Annotated in this window: 17 protein-coding genes and 1 pseudogene; 11 read left to right on the top strand and 7 right to left on the bottom strand. The window is 45.6% G+C overall.

The window, feature by feature from the left end; all coding sequences use genetic code 11:
• Positions 1-41 precede the first annotated feature (41 nt).
• The 8 genes from WD077_08940 to WD077_08905 all read left to right on the top strand — a co-directional run bounded on the left by WD077_08940 (position 42) and on the right by WD077_08905 (position 7444).
• A complete protein-coding gene (locus tag WD077_08940) occupies positions 42-482 on the top strand; it encodes a hypothetical protein (protein ID MEX0967351.1) in 441 nt (146 codons plus the stop codon).
• Positions 483-609: 127 nt separating this feature from the next.
• The gene (gene rsfS / locus WD077_08935) at positions 610-981 is read left to right on the top strand and encodes a ribosome silencing factor (protein ID MEX0967350.1); all 372 of its coding nucleotides are present in this window, start codon (positions 610-612) and stop codon (positions 979-981) included.
• Between the two features lie 25 nt (positions 982-1006).
• Positions 1007-3142: an ATP-dependent zinc metalloprotease FtsH gene (ftsH, locus tag WD077_08930; protein ID MEX0967349.1), complete on the top strand. Its 2136-nt coding sequence runs from the start codon at positions 1007-1009 to the stop codon at positions 3140-3142.
• Between the two features lie 28 nt (positions 3143-3170).
• On the top strand, positions 3171-3824 hold the full coding sequence (locus WD077_08925; GenBank protein MEX0967348.1) for a lactate utilization protein: 654 nt from the start codon (positions 3171-3173) through the stop codon (positions 3822-3824).
• A gap of 3 nt (positions 3825-3827) precedes the next feature.
• Positions 3828-4577, top strand: coding sequence for a UDP-2,3-diacylglucosamine diphosphatase (locus WD077_08920; GenBank protein MEX0967347.1), 750 nt, complete (start codon positions 3828-3830; stop codon positions 4575-4577).
• Positions 4567-5364, top strand: coding sequence for a hypothetical protein (locus WD077_08915; GenBank protein ID MEX0967346.1), 798 nt, complete (start codon positions 4567-4569; stop codon positions 5362-5364). Before WD077_08920 ends, WD077_08915 begins: the two co-directional genes overlap by 11 nt.
• A gap of 30 nt (positions 5365-5394) precedes the next feature.
• Positions 5395-6480 carry a peptide chain release factor 1 gene (prfA, locus tag WD077_08910; protein MEX0967345.1) on the top strand — a complete coding sequence of 362 codons (1086 nt, stop codon included), beginning with the start codon at positions 5395-5397 and terminating at the stop codon, positions 6478-6480.
• 196 nt (positions 6481-6676) lie between these two features.
• Positions 6677-7444 carry a hypothetical protein gene (locus WD077_08905; protein MEX0967344.1) on the top strand — a complete coding sequence of 256 codons (768 nt, stop codon included), beginning with the start codon at positions 6677-6679 and terminating at the stop codon, positions 7442-7444.
• A 28-nt stretch (positions 7445-7472) separates the two neighbouring features.
• Here the strand turns inward: WD077_08905 and WD077_08900 are convergent, their stop codons facing one another.
• The 3 genes from WD077_08900 to WD077_08890 all read right to left on the bottom strand — a co-directional run bounded on the left by WD077_08900 (position 7473) and on the right by WD077_08890 (position 12350).
• Complete coding sequence (locus WD077_08900; GenBank protein MEX0967343.1) at positions 7473-9779, bottom strand: gliding motility-associated C-terminal domain-containing protein; 2307 nt, start codon at positions 9777-9779, stop codon at positions 7473-7475.
• A gap of 160 nt (positions 9780-9939) precedes the next feature.
• On the bottom strand, positions 9940-11574 hold the full coding sequence (gene ade / locus WD077_08895) for an adenine deaminase (GenBank protein ID MEX0967342.1): 1635 nt from the start codon (positions 11572-11574) through the stop codon (positions 9940-9942).
• The gene (locus tag WD077_08890; GenBank protein MEX0967341.1) at positions 11571-12350 is read right to left on the bottom strand and encodes a lysophospholipid acyltransferase family protein; all 780 of its coding nucleotides are present in this window, start codon (positions 12348-12350) and stop codon (positions 11571-11573) included. The genes ade and WD077_08890 overlap by 4 nt, the downstream gene beginning before the upstream one ends.
• Positions 12351-12858: 508 nt before the next feature.
• Between WD077_08890 and WD077_08885 the strand changes: the two genes are divergently transcribed.
• From WD077_08885 to WD077_08875, 3 genes are read left to right on the top strand one after another with little or no spacing between them, the layout of a single operon-like run.
• Positions 12859-13656 carry a sterol desaturase family protein gene (locus tag WD077_08885; GenBank protein ID MEX0967340.1) on the top strand — a complete coding sequence of 266 codons (798 nt, stop codon included), beginning with the start codon at positions 12859-12861 and terminating at the stop codon, positions 13654-13656.
• A 4-nt stretch (positions 13657-13660) separates the two neighbouring features.
• Positions 13661-14398, top strand: coding sequence for an aspartyl/asparaginyl beta-hydroxylase domain-containing protein (locus WD077_08880; protein MEX0967339.1), 738 nt, complete (start codon positions 13661-13663; stop codon positions 14396-14398).
• 8 nt (positions 14399-14406) lie between these two features.
• Positions 14407-15519 (top strand): acyl-CoA desaturase, encoded by a 1113-nt coding sequence (locus tag WD077_08875; GenBank protein MEX0967338.1) that lies wholly within the window; start codon positions 14407-14409, stop codon positions 15517-15519.
• Between the two features lie 13 nt (positions 15520-15532).
• Here WD077_08875 and WD077_08870 read toward each other — a convergent pair whose 3' ends face one another.
• The 4 genes and pseudogenes from WD077_08870 to WD077_08855 form a co-directional block, all read right to left on the bottom strand.
• Positions 15533-15751, bottom strand: a complete 219-nt coding sequence (locus WD077_08870; GenBank protein ID MEX0967337.1) for a hypothetical protein — start codon at positions 15749-15751, stop codon at positions 15533-15535.
• A 229-nt stretch (positions 15752-15980) separates the two neighbouring features.
• Positions 15981-16966: pseudogene (locus WD077_08865) on the bottom strand (PDDEXK nuclease domain-containing protein).
• A gap of 271 nt (positions 16967-17237) precedes the next feature.
• Positions 17238-22070, bottom strand: a complete 4833-nt coding sequence (locus WD077_08860; protein ID MEX0967336.1) for a PKD domain-containing protein — start codon at positions 22068-22070, stop codon at positions 17238-17240.
• Between the two features lie 135 nt (positions 22071-22205).
• On the bottom strand, positions 22206-22466 hold the full coding sequence (locus tag WD077_08855) for a hypothetical protein (GenBank protein ID MEX0967335.1): 261 nt from the start codon (positions 22464-22466) through the stop codon (positions 22206-22208).
• Between the last annotated feature and the right edge of the window lie 394 nt (positions 22467-22860).

Here is a 22860-nt window from a genome sequence, read left to right as displayed (position 1 = left end):
TACTGTTGTGCCAGCCGAATTGCTAATTTTGAAGCACTCTTATGACAATACAATTCATGAACAGTTGCTGGAAGCGCCTGCCCACGAGGGATGAGGTGCTGGACCGCGCCTATTTTTTCCTACAGGCCCTGGCCAACAAAGATCCTGAAAAGGCCTCTGAATATATAGTAACGACCTCTTTGACGGACTTGCGGGAGGAAATGAATAAAAGCCTTCAACAATTTGTACTGCTGAATTTTGAGGACGAAGACATGCCTTCTCCGGATGCCGATCTCTCGCTAGAAATCACTGATCCTTTTGACGTGGAAGAGGAATTGTTATTCCCGGAGTTTACCGGTAACAGCTTTGAGGTTCAGTTAGGTGAGGTACTATCCCTGAGGCTGTGTCTTCATGGAATCTCAACTGAAGTACGAATACATTTTGTGCTCGCAGAATCTGACCGGCTCTATATGCTTAAAGTGCAGTCAGTATCCACTTCCTAACCTTATGGCAGTCAAATCCATTTGGCACAATAACTGAACCTGCCGGAGCGGATTCCAACAAGCCGAAAATGCTGAATCATCGCATTTATCTTAGTTTTGCGGCATTTCTTTTTCACAACCCTACTGAATGACAGAATCTCCTAATCTTAAATCGGCTACCTTACTTCTTGACGTGGTAATACATGCCATGCAGGAGAAGCAAGCCAAAGAAATATCCTCGCTCGATCTTCGTAAACTGCCCACCTCCCCTGCTGATTTCTTCGTGATATGCCATGCAGATAATGACCGCCAGGTAGAAGCCATTGCCCGCTCAGTGGACGAGGAAACTCGCGCTAAACTTGGTGAACGCCCCTGGCATTTGGAAGGTATGGATAATAAATGCTGGGTGCTGATGGATTATGTTGATATCGTGGTACATATTTTCCAGAAAGAACAACGAAAGTTCTATAATATTGAAGGCCTGTGGGCTGATGCTGAAACCACTACCCACGAAGATTGATTTTTTCACTTTTATACATTGACCAATGAGTACTGAAAATAAAGTTCCTAAACCAAAATCTTCAAAAGATCCAGGTGGTGGTAATAAGAAACCAAAATTTAGTTTTTACTGGATTTACCTTGTCATCGCGGTAGTATTCCTCGCTATCAATTTTTTCCCAACCAATTTTGCAAAAGACATAAACTGGGTTGAGGTTAAAAAGATGCTGGCGGATGGGGACATCAAGCAGTTCAAAGTAGTGAACAATGAACTTGTAGAAGTTTTCCTGACCGAACGGGCGCTGGCTGAAGAAAAATACAAAGACGTAAAAGAAGCTCCGATCCTTGGCGGAAAGGAAGGCCCTCAGTTCCAGTTTTATATTGGAGATAAAGAAAATTTCCAGGAGCAGGTATCCGAAGCGCGGGATGAATATAACATCGCTGATGAGATCCCGATAATATACGAACCTCGCCAGGAATGGGGCCGCGAAATATTCAGTTGGCTTATTCCTATCGGTATTATGGTGCTGATCTGGATATTTATAATGAGGCGCCTCAGCGGTGGCGGAGCCGGTGGACAGCTTTTCAATATTGGTAAAAGCAAAGCCACACTGTTTGACAAAGACACCAAAGTTTCTGTAACATTTAAAGATGTGGCCGGCCTTGAAGAAGCCAAACTGGAAGTAATGGAGGTCGTAGACTTTCTGAAGAATCCTACCAAATACACAAAACTTGGAGGTAAAATACCCAAAGGCGTGCTGCTCGTAGGCCCTCCCGGAACCGGCAAAACGTTGCTGGCCAAAGCGGTGGCCGGTGAGGCAAGCGTTCCATTTTTCAGCCTCTCAGGATCCGATTTTGTAGAGATGTTCGTAGGCGTAGGTGCTTCGCGCGTTCGTGATCTTTTTAAGCAGGCAAAAGAAAAAGCTCCCTGCATTATTTTTATTGATGAAATTGATGCCATCGGCAGGGCCAGGGGAAGGAACCTGGTGCAGGGATCAAATGATGAGCGGGAAAATACGCTGAACCAACTTCTCACGGAGATGGATGGCTTCAGCACCAACTCCGGTGTAATCCTGATGGCCGCAACCAACCGGCCGGATGTGTTGGATACCGCCCTCCTCAGGCCGGGACGATTCGACAGGCAGATATCTATTGACAAACCGGACATTGTAGGCCGCGAGCAAATCTTTAAGGTTCACCTGCTGCCATTGAAACTGGCCAAAGACGTGGAACCGAAAAAGCTGGCGGCACAAACCCCTGGTTTTGCAGGAGCCGAAATTGCCAACGTCTGTAACGAAGCAGCCCTGATTGCTGCCCGGAAAGGAAATACCGAAGTTCACATGCAGGACTTCCATGATGCGATTGACCGCGTAATTGGAGGACTCGAGAAAAAGAATAAGATCATTTCTCCTGAAGAAAAAGGCATTGTGGCGTATCATGAGGCTGGCCATGCTGTAGTGGGCTGGTTTCTCGAACACGCCAGTCCCCTGTTGAAGGTATCAATCGTGCCTCGTGGTGTAGCAGCACTTGGATACGCCCAGTACCTGCCCAAAGAACAATACCTCTACACGAAAGAGCAACTGCTGGATACCATCTGCATGACGCTAGGTGGAAGAGTTGCCGAAGACATTATTTTCGAGAGTATTTCTACAGGAGCACAAAATGATCTGGAGCGCATTACCAAATTATCCTACAATATGATCACGGTATTCGGAATGAATGCCAAGATCGGTAATGTCTCCTACAATGATCCGCAGGGCGAATATGGTATGGTGAAACCTTTTAGCGAAAAAACGGCTGAGATGATTGATGAGGAGATGCGCCTGTTCATTGAGGCGGCATACATAAGAACAAAGGAGCTCCTGCTTAGCAAAAAATCAGAACTGGAAAAGGTGGCAAAAGCCCTCCTGGAAAAGGAGATCATTTTTCAGAATGATCTGGAAGCCTTGCTGGGTCCCCGTCCGTATGAAAATAAAAATAACATCTACCATGACTTCTTCAATCTAAAAGAAGAAAATTCGGAAAGTAACGGAACCGAAACTGCAGATGATGGAAAGAATCCTGAGATTGAAAAGGAAGAGGAAGTGAAGTCCACTTCTGTGAACGGGCACGGGAATCCTGCAGCCAACCTAGAGCCTGAGACTAAACCCAGCGGCACCGGACATCCTACACAGAAGTCATAGTGTATCATTAGGCCTTAGCAAGAAATCCATGCACGAGCAGCAGATCACAGCCAGAGAGCGGGTGCTGAAAAAGGTGAGAAAAGCACTTATACAAAAGGATGCGGAAAGCACGCTGCCGCCACCACAAACAGATCTGGATAAAGATGTATTTGTAAAACAGGGAGAAGACCTGGCCATCGTCTTTGCGCAGGAATTCATCACCAACAACGGCCATTTTGAATTTTGTGAGGATGAGGAAGCGTTTCTTTTTCATTTCAAACAAATTATTCAGAAGTCATGGAAAAACATTGTTTGCTATGAACCCGAACTTGGGGGTTTACTAAAACAGGGAGGAATTCCATTCTCAGATATTAATCCGGACATGGCAACCCTCGAAGTGGGCGTAACCGGCTGCGATGCCCTTGTGGCGCGGACAGGATCAGTCATTGTTACTGCGCGCAAAAACCACAGCCGCATGATCAGCGTTTTTCCGGGAGTTCATGTTGTAGTTGCCTATATGCACCAGCTTGACTATGATCTTAAAGATTCATTTGCAAGGCTGAAGAAAATATACGAGGGAGCGCTGCCATCTATGACCTCCATAATTTCCGGGCCCAGCCGGACTGCGGATATTGAGAAAACTCTGGTGCTGGGAGCTCACGGCCCCAAAGAATTGTATGTATTCCTAATTGATGAGCAATAACCATTGCTGCCCGGTAAAAAAATATACTTCGCCTCTGATTTTCATCTTGGCATTCCTGATCATGCCTCAAGCCTTGAGCGGGAGCGGAAATTGGTTCATTGGCTGACGCAAATTGAAAAGGATGTTGAAGAGCTGTTCTTGCTGGGCGACCTGTTCGACTTCTGGTTCGAATACTCGCAAGTAGTTCCCAAAGGTTTTATCCGGCTGCAGGGCAAATTGGCAGAATTAGCGGATAAAGGCATTCCCATCCACATTTTTACAGGCAATCACGATTTATGGATGAAGGATTATTTCGAGCAGGAACAGATCGGTAAGATATACCGGAAGCATTTGATCAGAAGCTTTAATGGCAAACAGTTCTATCTCGCCCACGGAGATGGCCTGGGGCCGGGCGACCGCTCTTTTAAGCTGATGAAAAAGGTTTTCCTGAATCCGCTATGCCGCAGGATGTTCAGTTGGCTACACCCCGGATTTGGCATTAATCTCGCCCATTTTTTCAGCCACAAAAGCCGCAGATCAACAGGAAGCAGTGACGGCATTTTCCTGGGTGAGGATAAAGAATTTCTGGTGCTGCACGCCAGGGAAGTGCTAAAAACGGAACCTATTGATTATTTCATTTTCGGACACCGGCACTATCCTGTGCATCTGCATCTCAACAGAAGCGAATTCATAAACCTGGGAGACTGGATCACGCATTTTACTTATGCAGTTTTTGATGGCGAAACGCTCGAATTAAAGCATTATGAAGATTAAACTTATTCTTTTGATCATGCTCCTGGCGACTGCACAGCTCGTGGCACAAAACAAGTTGAAGCCGGTTTTTACAAACCCTGACTTCCGGGGCAAGCTTTATCTTGACCATCTCGGAAATCTTTATACAGTAGAGGGCAATAACGTCATTTCAAAGTATGATCAGAATCTGAATAAACTCTATTCGGTTACTGAAAAACTCCAGGGTGAACTCACACTCATGGACGTGAGCAATCCCTTCAGGATCTATCTGTATTTCGAAGATCAGAACGTAGTGCTGATCAATGACAATGAAATGAAGAACATAGGCCGGTTCGACCTCGCTTCCAAAGGATTCAGATTCGTTCCGGTGATTTGCCGTGCCTCCAACAACGGACTTTGGCTATATGACGAACAGGAGCAAAAGCTCAAAAGACTGGATAATACGTTGAGGAAAACCATCGAGAGCAACAATCTCTTTTTCTATACGGATGAAGATGTAAACCCTAACTATATGGTGGAAGATGAGGATTTTCTTTACCTGAATAATCCTCAACAGGGAATCATGATATTTGATCTGTTCGGGAAGTACTACAAAACAATCGCTGTCCCAAATCTGGATTTTTTCCAGGTATTAGAAAATAAAATTTTGTACATCAGGAATAACAGCGCCTATGTTTATGACCTGCAAACGCTGGAAGAAAACCCGCTAAATTTGCCGTTAAATATTCCTGATCCAAAACAGGTACTCGCTGGCAATAAGCGGTATTATATTCTATCAAGAGACGGCCTTAGCGTCTACTCCTATTAAAAATGGGATTTACCTTTAAATCAAAAGCTTATGGATCTTCAAAATAAACTTGAACATATAAAACAGCGCTGGGAAGATGTCGCAGAGCAACTAACCGATCCGGGAATTCTCAGCGATATGAAGCGCTACACGAGCCTGAACAAGGAGTATAGCGAACTCACTGAAATTGTAGGGAAATACCGTGAGTATAAAAACCTCCTGAGCAATATCGAAACGAATAAGAAAATCCTGCATCAGGAAAAGGATGAGGAAATGCGGGAAATGGCGAAGCTGGACCTGGAAGAGCTGGAAGAAAAGTTGGAACAGGTGGAGACGCAGATAAAGGTTATGCTCGTTCCCAAGGAGCCGGAAGACGAGAAAAATGCGATTATGGAAATCAGGGCCGGGACAGGCGGAGATGAGGCTTCAATATTTGCCGGTGATCTCTTCAGGATGTATGAGAAATATTGTGAAGGCCAGGGCTGGAAAACCGAACTTATTGATTTTAATGAAGGAACTGCCGGAGGTTTTAAGGAGATTGTGCTCAATGTCTATGGTAAGAATGTATACGGACAGTTGAAGTATGAGAGCGGTGTCCATCGTGTGCAGCGAGTGCCGCAGACTGAAACGCAGGGGCGCGTTCACACCTCCGCAGCTTCTGTGGTGGTGCTTCCTGAAGCAGAAGATTTCGATATTGAACTGAAGGAATCGGATATTCGGAAGGACACCTTTTGCTCATCAGGGCCGGGTGGACAATCCGTGAATACCACTTACAGCGCTATCCGTCTTACGCATATTCCAACGGGTATAGTGGCCACCTGCCAGGACGAAAAAAGCCAGATAAAAAACCTGGACAAGGCAATGAAGGTCCTTCGCTCACGGATCTATGAAATGGAATTGCAAAAACGCATGGAAGAAGAATCGAAAAAACGGAAAACTATGGTGAGCACTGGTGACCGTTCAGCCAAGATCAGGACTTACAACTATCCCCAGGGCAGGGTAACAGATCACCGCATCGGGCTTACGCTTTATAATTTAGATAATGTGATGAATGGTGATGTTTTCCCGCTCATTGATGCCCTGCAGGTAGCTGAAAATGCTGAAAAGCTGAAGGAAGGGAGTTTATTTGAAGCTTAAAGCTGACTGATAAAATCTTTCCGAATCGAACATAAGGCCGGGAAAACGATTTTTATTGCTAAAAAAGATAATCTCATAATTCTTACATTTTTTGAATTCTTTGAGACATTTTGCAACAAATAATCGTTGTTGTTCTTAGATTCAAAAACGAGGAATTCAGTTTTTCTCAATACAGATATAAACAGATGAATACCTGATGTCTCTGCAGGAAAAAGATATAGAAATAATTGATGCCTACCTGGAAGGGAGGCTTTGTGCAGAAGAGCGGTTTTATATTGAAGAGAAGATCGCTTATGATGCTGAGTTTGCCACAGAAGTACGGGAATACCGCGCGGTAGTAAATGGTATTAAGGAATTGAGTCGCGTCCATACCGTTACTGGCGGCCCGCCTTTAAGACATCAAAATGCCGGATCCCCGAAAAGAAACCAACTCTTCTCCCTTATTGCGAAATCCGCCATTGTGCTGCTGGTATTCTCCATACCCATTATTTTGTTGCTTACGCGCACCACCGGAACCGAGGCCATCTTTAACCGCCACTTTAATCCTTATCTCCCAGAGGTAAAGCACGAAGATCCGGAAGATCAAAAAAGCTTTAAGGCTAAAGGAATGGATAATTATACACGGGGAAATTTTGAACAGGCTTCTCTTTATTTTGATGCGCATCTGCTGGATAATCCTGATGACGATCAAACAGCTTTGCTAAATGGAATCAGCTACCTGGCCACCTATAAGAGCAGTAAAAGCGAAATACTTTTGCAACCATTAACTCAGGATCCTGATAGCAGCTTCCGTGCGGACGCGTTTTTCTTTTTAGGACTCGCCAGTCTTCAGCGCAATGAACTCCCCCAAGCCCGTGATGTGTTTGCTCATTTGTCCGCCATGGAATCTCATTATAAAGATCAGGCTGCCCTTATTCTGAAGGAAATAGAGATCGTCATGCAGCAGCAAAAAATAAAGGAATAAGAAGAAATCGGGAGCTTTCTAAAAAGTATCACCTCACCAGCGTCACTATTCCGCGCGTTCTTTTATTCACCACCCGACCATCCTGGAAAGCCTTGTAAACCAAGGTCCAGATATAGACTCCTTCTGGTGCCATTTTGCCGTTATACTTTCCATCCCACTTCTCATCAATATTTTCAGAATAAAAAACCTGCTGGCCCCACCGGTCGAAAATCTGGAACCGGGAAGTAATCAGGACACAATCATAGACCGGATGAAAATCGTCATTCACGTTATCATCTCCATCCGGACTGAATGCTGTGGGCATAAATATGGTGCAGGGGCATTCGTGAAATACAAGAACAACAGAATCCTCGAAAACTCCGCAGCTATTGGCAACGACTACGCTATATGTATCGGTTTTGGATACTGTAATCCGTCTGCTTGTGGAGCCATCCTGCCATGTATACCGGTAGCGATCTTCATTTCCGGCAACCAACTCAATTCGCATTCCCTGGCATAAATGAGAATCTGTTGCAAAAGCAAATTCAACGGGTTCATCCGTGTAAACTGTAAATTCTTTTCTGACTGAGTTACAGATGTTGCTGACTTCTACCCAGTAATTGCCTGATTCTGTAATGATATTCGCGGTGTCCTGCGAGTTATCGTACCATAGATAATTTGCCTCCTGCCGTTCTAACGGAATGACGAGAGAATCTCCCGCACAGAAAGCAGTATCGCGCAAAACGAAATCCTTTACCGGATCCAGAGAAGTTATAGTAACTGTATCTCTTCCAGTGCCACATTCATTGGTTACCTTCACATAATACAGCCCTGGTGATCTTACAGTAAAAATGGAATCAGTGGATTGATCCTGCCATAAATATTCAGCGCCCGGAACGGTGGCATCAAGCTTCAGCGTACCGCCTTTGCAAAGCCTGAGACTATCTCCAAATTCCACATTGGGAGAAGGATATATATGTACCTCCCGTTCCTGGAGATAGGCGCTTCCATTCGCGAAGAACATTTCCACCTTTACTAAATATTTCCCTGAAGCGGAAAAAACATGTTTAGGATTAATATCGCGGGAGATATTTCTATTGCTCGAAGGATCGTCAAAATTCCAGATTACGGAATCCAGCAGAAAGGTTTTGGAAATTGTGAAAGTGGTAGAATCGGAGAAACAAAAATGTTCCACTTTGAAACTTGGAACATCAAAATAGCTCTGAATAAATGACGGAAGGCCAAGTGCAGCCTTTTTTCCATTCAGAAGAAAATGATCGTCCCTGAACTCGCAAAGGTTCCCCCGTTTGTTGGGCTGCTCTATCACCGCAAGTTTCTCCGTTTCCGACTTTGTTATATAGATCTTTTTGTCAGGTGCTATCTGCATAGCGCCAAAACAATTTACCGTACCGAACGGTGGCACAGGATCAGTAGTCCCAACCACCAACTGAGAATTGATGATTGCCGCAGCACTCCCTGCCTGAAGATCGAACTGATAAATTTTACCCTCAATATACCAGGCTGACACATATAGTAAATTATTATTCGGGGAAAACTCAATTCCGTAGGCATTGGGTACTGTCGTTTTAATGGCATTGGAAAGTTTACCAGTTTCATTATTAAAATCATAAATCTCCAGCCGGTCATCCGAAGTAGGGGTGGCACAACCTGAAACCGCCAGTGCCAGCTTTTTACCATTAGGTGAAACCTTCATGTATCCCATGCTGCGACAATCCACGGCATCATGCACAGGGCCTATGTCTGTGATCACAGGATTAGCCTCATCCAAACCAGCCGGGGTTACCAGGTATGCGCGAAATCGATTGTTGCCTGATTCGTGGGTGACTACCCAAATATCCTGGCGATTGTGGTGGAGCACAGCCGTTATTTTTTCTGCAGCCAGCGCATAAAGAAAATTGTTTTTGCTGATCACCTCTCCATGACCTCCATTGCGGCTCATATCAATTACAGAATATGACACACCATCACTGCCAGTACCTTTGTCTACTGTAAAGAGGTAATAAATATCCGGGTTAAGAGGTTGGGGGACAATTATGCCTGACTGGGTGGAGGATGGATCGCCATTCAATCCGCTGCCGTTAGCCATTTGCTTGTGCTCCTTATCCCATACATTCACTCCATTTGTGTAAAAGAGGATCTTCCCGGTGCTGTCGCAAATGCTGGCGCATCCTTCCAGCGTTTCCATGCGGCTATTGTTAATCGGCACTGCACTGCCGCTATTGAAGTCAATTCCAGCTTCAAAACCAAAGTACCAGATATTCCCTTCATTTTGAGTAATCCCCTGGAAGGGAGGTAGCAACAGTACAAGCAGACAGAGGGTAAACCATGTTTTCATAGGCCAAAAACAGGTGTTAATTAGGATTTTTTCTTGCTCAAAAGTTAGGCTTTTTTTTATGAAACCTTACCGGAGAAAATTCCCGGTAAGACCATAAATACCTTAATTAGAGCCCTGGCTGCGTTTTGCAGACCTGAAAAATCTTTTTAATTTATTTATTTCATTCCACCCAAAGGTCGGTAAATTCAAATTTCTTCCCATCAAATAGTCCTTTATCGCTCAGCTTTAAGGCAGGGATCACCAGCAATGCCATGAACGATAACGTCATGTAGGGGGATGATAGTTTACTGCCAAGTTTCTTTGCCTCTTTATCAAGCGCTTCGTATTTGGCGGCTACTTCAAAACCGTCTCCATCCGACATTAATCCCGCCACCGGAAGCGACAGAATACCTCCGTCCGCGCCCTCCGCCCAGGATATTCCACCTCTTTCTTTCACTACCCGGTTTATAGCGCTTGCAATGTCTGAATCTTTTGCACCCGCAGCAATGATATTATGGCTGTCATGCGCAACGCTTGAGGCAATCGCGCCCTTTTTCATCCCAAAACCCTTTACAAAGGCAATGGCCGGATCAGCCTTTTTATAGCGATTATATACCACCAGTTTCAGCACATCGCTCTTCGTATCGCACTCTACCCAGGGTGCTCTGGGAGGTATAGTATATTGCACTTCTCCCGTTACCAATTGTTCATTCAACGCCTCTATTACCCTGATGGCCTTTCCTTTGGCAGCAACCTGCAATTGTGGAATCTCTACAGGATCGCAGGTAAAATTATTCGGAATTTTTGCAGCAAAACGTTTCAGCAACGTTTTGCCTTCGCTGGCCACCATTTCGCCCCGGATGTAAGTAGCCTTTACCCTGAAGGATTCCGGATTGTCAATTAAAATAAAATCTGCAGGATCGCCCGGCTGCAGTAGTCCGCACTCGAGATCGTAATGCCGGACTGGATTCAATGTAGCCGCCTGCAACACCTTCATGAAATCAATACCTTTTTGCATGGCCCGCTTCACTAGTTCATTTACATGTCCATCGCGTAAATCGTCCGGGTGTTTGTCATCCGAGCAAAACATGATCATATCCGGATACAGATCCAGCAGGCCGATCAATGCCTCGAAATTTTTAGCAGCGCTACCTTCCCGGATGATGATCTTCATGCCATGTTTCAGCTTTTCCAACGCTTCCTCGTACGTATAGCATTCATGGTCTGTGGAAATTCCCGCTTCAATATACCGTAGCGCATCGTGGCCGCGCAATCCCGGAGCGTGGCCGTCAACAGGTTTCTGAAGCATTTGCGCCACCTTCACTTTATCCATTACCTCGTCATCGTTACTTAATACGCCAGGAAAGTTCATCATCTCTGACAGATAGCGTATTTCATTCCGGTTCAGAAGTTCTGTAACTTCCTTTATACCAATAGTGGAACCAGCCGTTTCAAAACCGGTGGCAGGCACACAGGAGGGCGCACCAAAATTGAAATAGAATGGAACCTGCCGGGCACTTTCTATCATATACTCCACGCCTTCCACGCCAAGCACATTGCCGATCTCATGTGGGTCGGAAACCGTCCCAATTGTACCATGCACCACCGCCAGCCTCGCAAATTCTGCCGGAACAAGCATTGAACTTTCGATGTGTACATGAGCATCAATAAGTCCGGGCAGAATGAATTGTGATTCTTCCACGGGATGCCCATAAATGGAAGCGATCAAACCTTGCTCAACCGTGACGGTGCCGCTGAATATCCTGCCATTCACTACATCTGCGATTTGTCCTGAAAATTTCTGTGAATCCTTCATGGCTGGTAATATCTTTTTGATGGATATTTTAAAAGTTCCGTCTTCATTAGTTGTTGAACCTGCTCCTTTAAGCGGGGAATGTCAGTATTGGTTAGTCCTGCTGTAGGGATGGGTGGCAACCAGCGGGCATATACATAACCCGGAGTAATGCTTTTCATTTGCCCGGCAGGAAACCTTTCTCCGGCTCCGGCTATCACCAGCACCGCAATTGGTTTCTGCGCCTTTATGGCCAGGCGAAAAGCTCCATCCTGAAATCCCAACAAAACCCGCGGCCCCTGGTTGCGGGTACCTTCCGGAAAAATAAAGACTGAGATCCCTTCATTAAGCGCCTGTGCCATGTGTACCATGCTTCTTGCGCTGCCAGTTTTAGTACCTCTGTTTACCAGGATATAAAGATTGCTGATGATCTTTCCCAGGAGCGGAATTCTGGAAAGTTCAGCTTTGGCCAGGAACTTAAAGGGGTGAGGTCCTGCTGCCAGGGCGCACACCGGAATGTCCAGTTGAGAGCGGTGGTTTGAAATAAAAACGTAGGCCTCGTTGCGGTCGAGAATCTTCCTGGCGTACACCTTTACGCGGATCAGGTAGAGCTGCATCAGCACCTGCGCCCATAAATATGTGATGGTATACGCAAAGCTTTTCCGGCCCTTTCCTGAAAAGGCAAAGGCAAGGTGATAGGAAGGATAAGCAATCAGCAGCGTGAATAACAAACCCAAAGCGGCCCAAATGAACCATAGAAACGAAAAGATGTTGGCGGCTTGCGCACCGGGCTTTTGCATGGAAGCAAAGGAAACAGGAAAACTCCAAAATGAGAAATGGGGGTGACATTAAAGAGACCTGATTTTGAACATCGGGATTTCCATATTCAGGACATATAGTAAAACCTGCATGAGACCTACGGTGTGTATAATCGGAACTCTGTCCGGCCAGCTTCATGGCCGGGCACTAAGAACGGTCATGCGGCCTTTCCTGAAGTTGATCCGCTGAAAATAGTCCTGTAACGGAATGCATTCTTTCAGGTTTCCTGTGGTATTACCCGCATTCGCAGGACGATCTTTAACTGGTTGATACCTTCGGGTACTTCGATGAAAAGGATTTTCCTGCCACCTACTTTGTTCATGGGGCTACACGGCTATCAGGTCCATTACCAAAGAAGCATTTTCCGCAAAACATCATACCCCGATTATTGATTCCTGCCAAGGAATCATCTGCCCTTTTTTTAATTTCGATGAAGTTATTGCACTGGCAAACAAGCCTTAAAACAGACCAACAGCAAATAAATTGATAATGGAAATCTTTCTTTCATCACTCGTAGCGCTTTTTGTACTTGGGGTAGCCGTGGAATATTACCTTACAAGGAATAGAATTGAAAACTACTATGATGGCGAGGAAACCCGTTGTACGTTTAAAATGGCGGTAGCTGGTTTAGCACTTGATTTATTGGTTAAATCCGCAGCCCTCTACTTTCTCTACAAGCTGTCCGGCTTTGCTTTTTTTGCGTTAGGTTATCAATGGTGGGTATGGCTTTTATGCTTTATCGCGTGGGATTTTGTATTTTATCTGAAGCATTTAAGCGAACATCATGTCAGGTTTCTCTGGGCTATTCATGTCAATCACCATTCTTCAAAATTCATGAATCTTTCAGTTGCATTGCGCGCTGGAGTTTTGAAATCGGTGTATCGCTACTTCTTCTGGGCTCCGCTTATTTTAGCCGGGTTTCCATTCTTTATGTTTTTAATAATTTACTCGCTGGGCAAGTGCTGGGCCTATATTCAACACACCCAATTAATTGGAAGATTAGGATTTCTTGAAAAAATGTTGATTACTCCGTCCCATCACCGGGTACACCATTCCTCTGCCCCGGAAAACTACAACAAGAATTTAGGAGAGACCTTACTGATCTGGGACAAAATGTTTGGAACATTTAAGGAGGTAAAAGGTGAATTGGAATATGGCATTGATGAAGACATTCCGAATAATGACTTCTTAGAGGCTACATTTCATGAAATGAAGAAGATTTTCAGAGACATGAAAGCACAATCATCAGTTAAGAACAAATTGAAAATTTTGTTTGGTAAACCTTAGCATCATGATTTATCTCGTTATCATTTTATCAATTCTGCTCATTGTCTGGATAGTGGAGTCAAGACTGCTCCTGGTCTTATTTCATAAAGCCATCTTTTGGCGGGTAAAATCACAAGCCATTTACAAACAACCGGAAGAGGTATTCAAGGCTCATTCAGAACTAAACGAAAATTGGCAAGCAATTAAGGAAGAAACACTGCAAGTCTTGACAAGGGTAAATGACATTCCGCGTTTTCATCAAATAGATAGTGCCAACAGAAAGATTTCTACTAGTAATGGTCCGGCCTGGAAGACATTTATCCTGAAGGCTTTTGGGGGTTGGTGGGAAAACAATTGCGCTCAAATGCCTGAGACGACAGCTTTGCTAAAAAAATTTCCGGAAGTGTCTTGTGCCATGCTTTCCATTCTTGAGCCTGGTGTTACCATTCCACCACATACAGGAAAATTCAAAGGAATTCTTAGGTATCATTTGGGATTGCTGGTGCCAGAAAGCAAGGAATGCTTTATAACGGTAAATAACGAAACACGGTGCTGGGAAGCGGGCGCAGGAATTCTGTTCGATGATACCTATATCCATGCAGTACAAAACAATACTGAAGAATTTCGGATTATTCTTTTTCTAAACATTGAGCGAAAAATGCCTGCTTATCTTTCAAAAATAAACCGGTTGATCCTGAAGTCCGTCATGTGGTCTCCAGTTTATTTTAAGGGAAAGAAAAAAGGCGAAGTTGTATTAATGTAAACGCAAAAATGAAAGATACACAAGCTTTTACATTTGACCATAGTACTTCTTTTGACGCTGAACTGAGGCGAGAAGTGAAGGCTTATTTCCAAAGGAAAGGTATATCTACAAAAGCGAACAAATGGGTATTTAAAAAGGCAATTCTCCTTTTAACAATTACAATAGCTTTATATATTATCATTCTGAATACAAACCCACATTCCGGTTGGATTTTTTCGCTTATCGTTCTCCTCGGATTTTGCATTTCGGGTATTGGATTTAACATTGCCCATGAAGTCCTACATGGTACCATGCCTGGAAAGCGCCTGGGCCGCTATTGTGGTTATACCATGGATTTACTAGGGTTGAGCAGCTACCTCTGGAAAATTAATCATGGCGCCCATCATTCCTATACAAACGTGCACGGATTGGATGGGGACATCAAAGAATCAGCATTGCTTCGTTTAAGCCCATACGCGGCTTTTCGTCCGCTACACCGCTACCAGCTTTTATCAGCTTTCATTATTTACGGACTTTTCTATTTCTTGCTTATTTATTATTTTAATACGCTCAATTTAATGGGAAGAAATTTTCGGAATGGCGAAAAGATGAAATTAAACAAAAGGAAGGTAATGGAGGCTGTTGGCTTTAAGGTAGCCTATTTATTAGTTTGGATAGTGATACCACTATATGTAATGCCAATCTCCATTGGAGAATTTCTCCTGGGTTATTTCCTGTTAGTTACTGTTACAGGCTTTTCATTGACGTTGGTTTTCTTTGTGGCACATGAGGTAGAGGTCACATCTTTCTCCATTGCGCCATCTTCTGATACGGTTTCCTGGGCTGAGCATCAGTTGCGCACAACGGTCAACTTCAAGGCGGGAAGATTTTTGGAATCGTTTCTGGGTGGACTAAACTACCAGATTGAACATCATCTATTCCCGAATATAAGCAGTGCCTATTACCCGGCCCTATCGCCCATAGTGAAGCGAATAGCTGAGAAACATGGAATTCAATATAAAGTATTCTCCTCGTTTGGTGATGCCCTTAAATCGCACATACGATTGTTGAGGGTTTTGTCAGCAGATCCCGGAAGGAATAATTTCAGCACCGCCGGATCGGGAGCTGCAGGAACCGCTTAAAGCTTCGTGTAAGTTATTGCGGAGTAGAGCACTCACCTGCTAATATCAACTGATGATCGTCCTTAACCGCAAAGCCGCGGACAGTACCTGTGATATCTGAATTCAGAATATTCCAGGTAATAAGTTTCCCTGAGGTAGAAAATTCCGCAAAAAAGGGAAAGTCAGTTTCCAATAGCGGAGCATATAGCGTATCCTTGTCCACCATCAATGTGTCCTGAAAGCTCCTCACCATGAAAAGATTACCTTTTGAGGTCTTTTCTATGTGATGTCCAAAGAATCTCGGAGCTTGTAGCTTTCCCTTAATTTCCAATGCCCACAGCCAATCCTGCGCTGATACCGGAGCACTAATAAAAACAATGAATAAAATAACGGACAGTAAAAATCTCAATAATGTATTCCCTGAACCGAAAGTATTTATTTCGTCACCAACGTAGAAGTTATAAGGGTGGCTGGTTCAGAGCCTACTCTTTCAGCCGGTTCTCCTGTTCCGCAATTTCCCGCTCTCTTTCAATCTCTCGCTTTAGCTGTCTTTCCGTGGGCAGGTATGTTTTGTATCTGGAAGCAAAAAGTTGCCGGCTTTCATTCAGCAGGCTATACTTCACAATAGTCTTGTCCCTTTCTGAACACAGGATCAATCCAATGGTCGGATTATCGTTTTCCTGCCTCACTTGATCTTCATAATATCTCACTTACATATCCATCTGACCAATATCCTGATGGGTCAGCTCTCCGGTTTTCAGGTCTATCAGCAAAAAGCATTTCAGGATATAGTTATAAAATACAAGATCAATGTAAAAGTGCTTTCCACTTTCAGTGGTAAAACGCTGTTGCCGCGCTACAAAGGAGAAGCCCTTTCCAAGTTCCAGTAAAAAATTTTGCAACTGATCAATGATCGCCTGCTCCAGCTCCTTTTCGTAAAAATCAGTGTTGGCTTTAAGGTCTAAGAATTCAAGCACGTATGGGTCTTTGATGATATGCTTGGCCTGCATTGGTTCTTTCCTGTCCTCAGCTTCTATTTTCACTTTTGGCCGTCCTTCCTCACTGGTCATCAGCATACGCTCAAAATACAAGCTGTTGATTTGTCTTTCCAGTGTTCTTGTGCTCCAGTTGCATTCTATGGCCTCTTCCATGTAAAACTGTCTTGTTTCCTCTTGTTCAATCTTCAAAAGCAAGCGGTAATGAGTCCAACTTAATTCTCCACGCACTGCGTGGAGTTTTTCAAAAGTGCTGTAAAACTGGCGCATATACCACAGGTTGCTCGTATTAAAGCCTTTCCCATATTCATTTGACAGTTTCTCGGACAACTGCCTGATAAGTTCTTTACCATATTCCGCCCGGTCTTCTCCACCTGCTCTTGCTCCACGATCAATTTGCCAATGTGCCAGTAAGCTTGCACCATGGCCATATTAGCCGTCCGGTAAACTTTGCTCCTGGCTTCTTCTAATATTTGCCTTACCTAGGTGTAAAGGTTCTGCAATGTGGGTTTCTCTTCACTCATTCTTTCGCTTTTGAGGCCTTAAAAATAAACTCCTTTTCCTGAAAGTATCAAAAGTACAACACCCGAAGTTTCGCAATTTTACGCTGGCCCCGCTTCAAAGCAGAGAAATCTACATATTCAAAATCATTATCACCTTGTAATCCCGAAGTAGCAATTCATCAATGGGAATATTTCCCGTTGGGCACATCCATAACTCTACCCATAAAGGCTTAGGACAACCCTATCTCCTCAACGTCACCGTCCCTTTGATGTAGAAGGGTCGCTGGTCCACACCTATGGCGCTCACGGTGTAGAAGTATACTCCTTCCGGTACCAATTGGCCTTTAAAGGTCCCATCCCAGCCTTCGCGAAGGTTTCGGGTGGTCCAAATCTTTTCCCCCCATCTGTTGAAAATGGACAGTTCAAAATCGCGGGCCTCGTCAAGTCCGGTTTCCTTAAGGAAAATACCGTAAACGTAGAATCGGTCATTAAGGCTGTCATTGTTTGGACTGAATGCCGAAGGAACCTGCATCCTTGACCGGAGCGTGGCGCAGTCAATATTAGATCGGCTGATGCGGCCTGTCTGGTTTTCTTCTGCCGTAATGCGGTAGCAACCGTTGGTGGTGAAAACATCCACATCCGTGGTCGCAAAAACAGTATCAATAGGAGGCACAATGGCCAAGGCCTTAAACGAGCCATCTGTTTGTTGCTTCTCCACAAAGTATTTCTCCACACCCTGCAAAAATTCGCGATAGGCCGTCCACCTGAGAAAAAACGTATCATTCTGGTCAGTTACAGAAAGGTGGATGGAAGAGCCGGAGTTGCTGGCCGGGCTGGATTCACCGCAATCGTCCTCCATCCGTACCCGGTACAAGTATGGTTGCCGGTGTACCTGCGCCTGGTCATCAACAAACCTGTTATCCTCGGTCGTTGCATAGCTGGGCACCCAACCTTCATTTTGTGAGTAACGGTCCACGAGGTAGCGACTGAGGTTGGCATCCTCTCCCCGCTCCCATTGGGTAAGGGTTACGGCATTGTCCTGCACGGTGGTCCTGTGGAGCTGCAAGGGGGTTTCCTGCCTTAGGTAATCGGGGGTGATGCAAGTACGGTTGCTGGCAGAAGCGTAGCCCAATGGATGATAGGCCACCACATAGTAGCAGTATTCCATACCGCACAGGTTCGGGTCGGTATAGGTCGTTCCGGTGCCGTTCAGCAAAGCTATTTCCGTAAACATTCCTCCATCTGAGCGGAAAACCCGGTAAGCTGCCTCCTGCGGCCATCCCTGGTATGGTGTCCACTCAAGGTCCACTTGCCGTTCAGCACCCTTTTTTGCCTGAAGCCAAACGGTGCAGTGGTCATTCCCCGCGAGGGATTTGGTGAGGCAGTTGATCTGAACCTGAATATCATAGCAAATGCTCCCATCCCGGGGATTTGCGGTAGTGTCCAGGAGTTGTGTCCTGGCCTCGTCTGCCATAGTATCCAGGGGCTGAAAACCACCTGGCCCTTCCCTGTGGATCAGGTAATGTTTAAATCCCCGGATATTTTCGTCCGGCCAAACCACCTCCACATGGTTGCTGGCACTAACGCTCACATAACGTAGCCCGGAATATGGCAGGGGCACAGTATCCACTACTTCCACGAAAGAAAATACCTGGGTATCGCGGCAGCCATTCGCATCTTCCACCACAAGTGTGGGGGCATAAAAACCGGGCGCGATATAATTGTAAACCGCATTCTTTTTTGAAGAAGTATCACTGGCAAGGGTAGTGTCGCCAAAGTCCCACCAGCGCTGTACCAGCGGAGTTGCCCCTGAAGACACATCATAGAAAATCACATCTGCCAGAAAACAAACCACTGTGGTATCCATGTCCATCCTGGCCGTAGGGTTGGCATAGGAAGAGACCAGTTGCGGGACAATAACTGAATCCCTGCACCCAAACTGGCTTTCAACCACGAGTTTAACCGTATGTAGCCCGGCTTCAAAGGCATGTACGGGATTTTCGGTTGAATCATCAATGATCCCGTCATTCTCAAAATCCCAGTAATATGTCTGGCCCTCAGAGGATGTGTTGGTAAACGTTACAACCAAGGGTGCGCAACCGGATGTCGCAGAGGCGGTAAACCCGGCCGTTGGTTGCTTGTACACCACGATGCTGTCATCAGGTGTGTATTGCCGTACACAGCCTTTATTATCCGTGGCAATGATCGTAGGCCGGTAAATGGTTGATGAATCGTTGGGGCGCGTTGTGTAAATGTGGCTGGTGACTTTGTTGCTGCTGATAGGCGAATTATCGCCATAATCAAACAGGAAGCTCAAGACGCTTTGGTTTGAATCCGCAAACTGCACTTCCAGCGGTTCGCAGCCTATTTTATTAAGATAAGCAAACTTTACGAACGGGCCAATTACATTAATAAACCCGGGCTTTACTATGGTATCAAAACATCCACTCGTGCTTTTCGCCACCAGGCTTACATCATAATAGTTGTTTAGGGAATCAGCATTCTGAAGGTCGTATAAATTGCTCGCTATCATCTGGGTAGTTTCCAGGGTGTGCCCGTCACCAAAATCCCAGAAAAAACTGTCGGCACCTGCAGCAGTTACTTCGAAAGAGATAAAGGCAGGCGAGCACTGTCCCCCGGTATCAGGGGTAATAAAATCAGCCTCAAAACGGTCAATGATCAGGTTTTGAGAGAAAGTATCCTTGCAGTTGAAAGTATCCGTGGCAATCAAGGATATTTCATATAGCCCGTCAGCACTGGCTTCAAAAACCGGGTTTTTTGCACTGTCATTCGGCAGGAAACGGCCTTCGCTGCGTGAGCTGGCCCAGGCAAAAGTTTTAGCATTGACAGACGAAGTATTGACAAGCTCCAAACCCTCCTCTAAACATCCATGGGGCGGGGCTGTAAACCTGGCTGTGACCCCGGCACAGAGAAAGGCCGTGCGATCATCCGTAAAAGTACATCCTGCTGAATTGGAGACCTGTAGCTTTACATCATAGCATCCTGTTTCGCTTATGCTAGCAGAGGTAGTAGTCGCAGTGTCATTGCCGTAGGTGAGTGGAGAGCCGCTTCCGGAACGTATCCAGTTTATGGTCACATTTCCTGCATTGCCCCCAATGTTGCGGTTTGTGATATTGGCTTGTAATGTCGTGCTAAAAGGAAGGCATCCGCCCGTATCAGCGGCTGTGATATTGGCCGATATGCCATTTACCCTGATGTAGCCAGTCCTCACCACCGAATCAGCGCAACTGCCTGGCACCTGCACCATCAGCTTTACCGTGTAGGTGCCTGGATCAGGAAATAAAACCTTGGGCGATTTTTCACTTGTATTCGCTACAACATTCCCGGTGGATGTTTCTGTAATGGTCCAGTTGGCCGTTGCCGGGATGCCACTGCTATCCACGATATGAAAGCGCGTCCCGGAGCCGCTGCACATTATGGTGTCTTCAGCAAAAAAGTCCACATCCAGGTTCCCCACGGTCACCACGCCCGGCACCATTACAGAGTCACTGCAACCTTCCTGATTGGTAATGGCAAGGCTTACCGGATACTCGCTCAGATTATTATATGCGAATATGGGTTTGTCCAGGCTTGAAGTGCCTAGGAGGGTGGTGCCATCCAGATCATAAAACCGCCAGGAAAAACTGGCAAGACCGTTTTGACATGTGGAGTCGGCCTTTGTGGAAAAGGTAACATGCTGTCCGGGGCACACCGTGGCTGGGCTGGCTGAAATAGTGGCTTTCAGGGAGTCTATGCGGATGAAGTCATTTTTACGGATAGATTTCGTACAGCCAAGGCCATCGCTTACAGTTAATTGCACATCGTGCATACCCATTATGGGAAAGTTAAAGGAGGGGTTTCTTTGGGTTGAACTATCCAAAGCAGTCCCATTGTTCCCATCATAAAAATTCCAGGCAAACGCCAGGGTACCGGAGCCTTTATAGTTCGTGCTATTAGGGTTGAAATTTACGTTCAGGGGCACTTTGCAACCACACGTTTTGTCGGCCTCAAAATTTGCTGCCAGCACCACCACATGCACAGTATCAGCGGTGTCAGACATACAGCCGTTGTCGCTGTATTGCAGGCCCACTGCTTTTTTCCCGCCACTGCCATAGGAGAATACCTGCGAATCTGGTTGGGAACTGCCCCTATCTATTGATGCGCCAGGCAGCGTCCACGCCAGGTTCCTTGGGTCCAGCCCGGAAAAGTTGGAGTGTACCGAGAGCTTTTCCTGGGTACATACGTAATGCGAACTAAGCTGCATATCCAGTATGTGCCGCGTCCCGACATTGATCAGGGAATCCTCCTGAATTTTATAGGCACAGCCCAAGGTATCCGTTACCTCCAGGGATACATTGTAGCTGCCGGTATTGCTGTAAACGATCCCAGTTGGGGCAGTAGCCGTAGAAGTGGAGGGCGATCCTCCGGGCAGGCCCCACAAAATATTAGAGTATACCCTATTGGGACTTGAAGAAAAGGAGAAGTCTACAACATCAGCAGTGCAAAGCCCGGTATCCGAAGGGTTAATGACCAGGCTGGGTGTCTCCAGGACCAGGATGGAATCCAGAGAATTCAAGGCCACACAACCATTGCTGTCAACCAACTTCAGGTTAATCCTGTAATATCCCGGACTGGTAAAGGAATGGTAGATGGTTGCTGAAGTATCAGGATAATACCGCGAACCAATACTCCATGAGCGGTATAGGGCATTCGGTGTATTGTTGCTTATGCGCAATGAATCGTCAAGGCTGCATACGATTTTTGATGGAACATGAATTGGCGGGTTTATCACTGGAGTCCCGATAGTCACCATCCGGTTCTTCCGCACTTTGCAAGGAGTACCTCCACTGGTCACAATCAATTCCACATCAAAGACTCCGGTCCTGTTAAAAATCCAGTTGAGCGTGTCGGTAGCCGGAACTGTGTCAACACCTACCACCCACTCCACCTGGCTGCCCGGAGGAACATTAACCGGATAGAACTCAATGGGGTCGAATATGCAAGCCCTTAACTTGGAGGCAGAAAAATCAAGGCCGGGGCATTGTGCCCGTGCTGTAACACAGGATAATAACATCCAAAAAATACAGACCAAAAGTGTCCGATAGACTATCAACATAAAATAGTGCTTAAGTACTCAATAAATTAAAACTGTAACTACGCTTGAATGCGTTTTTCTCCCTGTTTTCCCAAGTCTGGAGATGAGTGGGGTTTACCTGTTATTCCAAGTGAATAAACTATCAGAAATAAGGGGTTGAGCTAAGGTCAGGATGGAGGTAAATTCCGCCTGTACGGTGTCCTTCGACTTACCTATATAATCAGTTTTATATGGAAATTGTTGAAAAATATCTTTTAGATCAATCCAGTGATCGGGTTGTCTTTTTCCTGTTGATTTGTCTTTCCAGCGTCCTGGTTCTTCAGTTTCGTTCGATGGCTTCCTGAATGCAAATTGACGTGCTTCCTCCCGTTCCACTCGCCTTAGTAGCCGATTGCTCTCGCTTCGTGTCCCGCGAGCGTGAGCTATCCCGAGGCGTCTCGCCTCCGGGTTTATTACAACCCGCATAACCGTGGGCCAGGATGGCCCCTAATAGCTCACACTTACTTGCCAGAGGCGAGCGAGAGGGGGGGTGGGGCGAAATGCTTTGCCTGCATCTACGATTTTGAGATTGAACTGGATCAATCAATCAACCCAAGCACAGAAAGGTCGTGCTTTTTCTCAGAGCCACACAATTGGCAGCAGCACATTGACGCCCTGGGTAATAGTGAGGATACAAGGTTCATTCAGGCACGAGTAAATACTCGCTCCAGGTTTGGGTGTCTTGTCCTGAAATAGGTTTACACTAAACGTAAACCCAAACATGGAAAGA

This window comes from Bacteroidia bacterium (assembly GCA_040880525.1).
Classification (GTDB): domain Bacteria; phylum Bacteroidota; class Bacteroidia; order CAILMK01; family JBBDIG01; genus JBBDIG01.
Note: the sequence above shows the minus strand (reverse complement) of the source record. Positions and strands in the feature narration are given on the sequence as shown.

Coding starts and splice junctions, on each gene's coding strand:
- WD077_08940 (MEX0967351.1), top strand. CDS start 42: ATGACAATACAATTCATGAACAGTTGCTGGAAGCGCCTGCCCACGAGG.
- rsfS (MEX0967350.1), top strand. CDS start 610: ATGACAGAATCTCCTAATCTTAAATCGGCTACCTTACTTCTTGACGTG.
- ftsH (MEX0967349.1), top strand. CDS start 1,007: ATGAGTACTGAAAATAAAGTTCCTAAACCAAAATCTTCAAAAGATCCA.
- WD077_08925 (MEX0967348.1), top strand. CDS start 3,171: ATGCACGAGCAGCAGATCACAGCCAGAGAGCGGGTGCTGAAAAAGGTG.
- WD077_08915 (MEX0967346.1), top strand. CDS start 4,567: ATGAAGATTAAACTTATTCTTTTGATCATGCTCCTGGCGACTGCACAG.
- prfA (MEX0967345.1), top strand. CDS start 5,395: ATGGATCTTCAAAATAAACTTGAACATATAAAACAGCGCTGGGAAGAT.
- WD077_08905 (MEX0967344.1), top strand. CDS start 6,677: ATGTCTCTGCAGGAAAAAGATATAGAAATAATTGATGCCTACCTGGAA.
- WD077_08900 (MEX0967343.1), bottom strand. CDS start 9,779: ATGAAAACATGGTTTACCCTCTGTCTGCTTGTACTGTTGCTACCTCCC.
- ade (MEX0967342.1), bottom strand. CDS start 11,574: ATGAAGGATTCACAGAAATTTTCAGGACAAATCGCAGATGTAGTGAAT.
- WD077_08890 (MEX0967341.1), bottom strand. CDS start 12,350: ATGCAAAAGCCCGGTGCGCAAGCCGCCAACATCTTTTCGTTTCTATGG.
- WD077_08885 (MEX0967340.1), top strand. CDS start 12,859: ATGGAAATCTTTCTTTCATCACTCGTAGCGCTTTTTGTACTTGGGGTA.
- WD077_08880 (MEX0967339.1), top strand. CDS start 13,661: ATGATTTATCTCGTTATCATTTTATCAATTCTGCTCATTGTCTGGATA.
- WD077_08875 (MEX0967338.1), top strand. CDS start 14,407: ATGAAAGATACACAAGCTTTTACATTTGACCATAGTACTTCTTTTGAC.
- WD077_08870 (MEX0967337.1), bottom strand. CDS start 15,751: ATGGTGAGGAGCTTTCAGGACACATTGATGGTGGACAAGGATACGCTA.
- WD077_08860 (MEX0967336.1), bottom strand. CDS start 22,070: ATGTTATTATCCTGTGTTACAGCACGGGCACAATGCCCCGGCCTTGAT.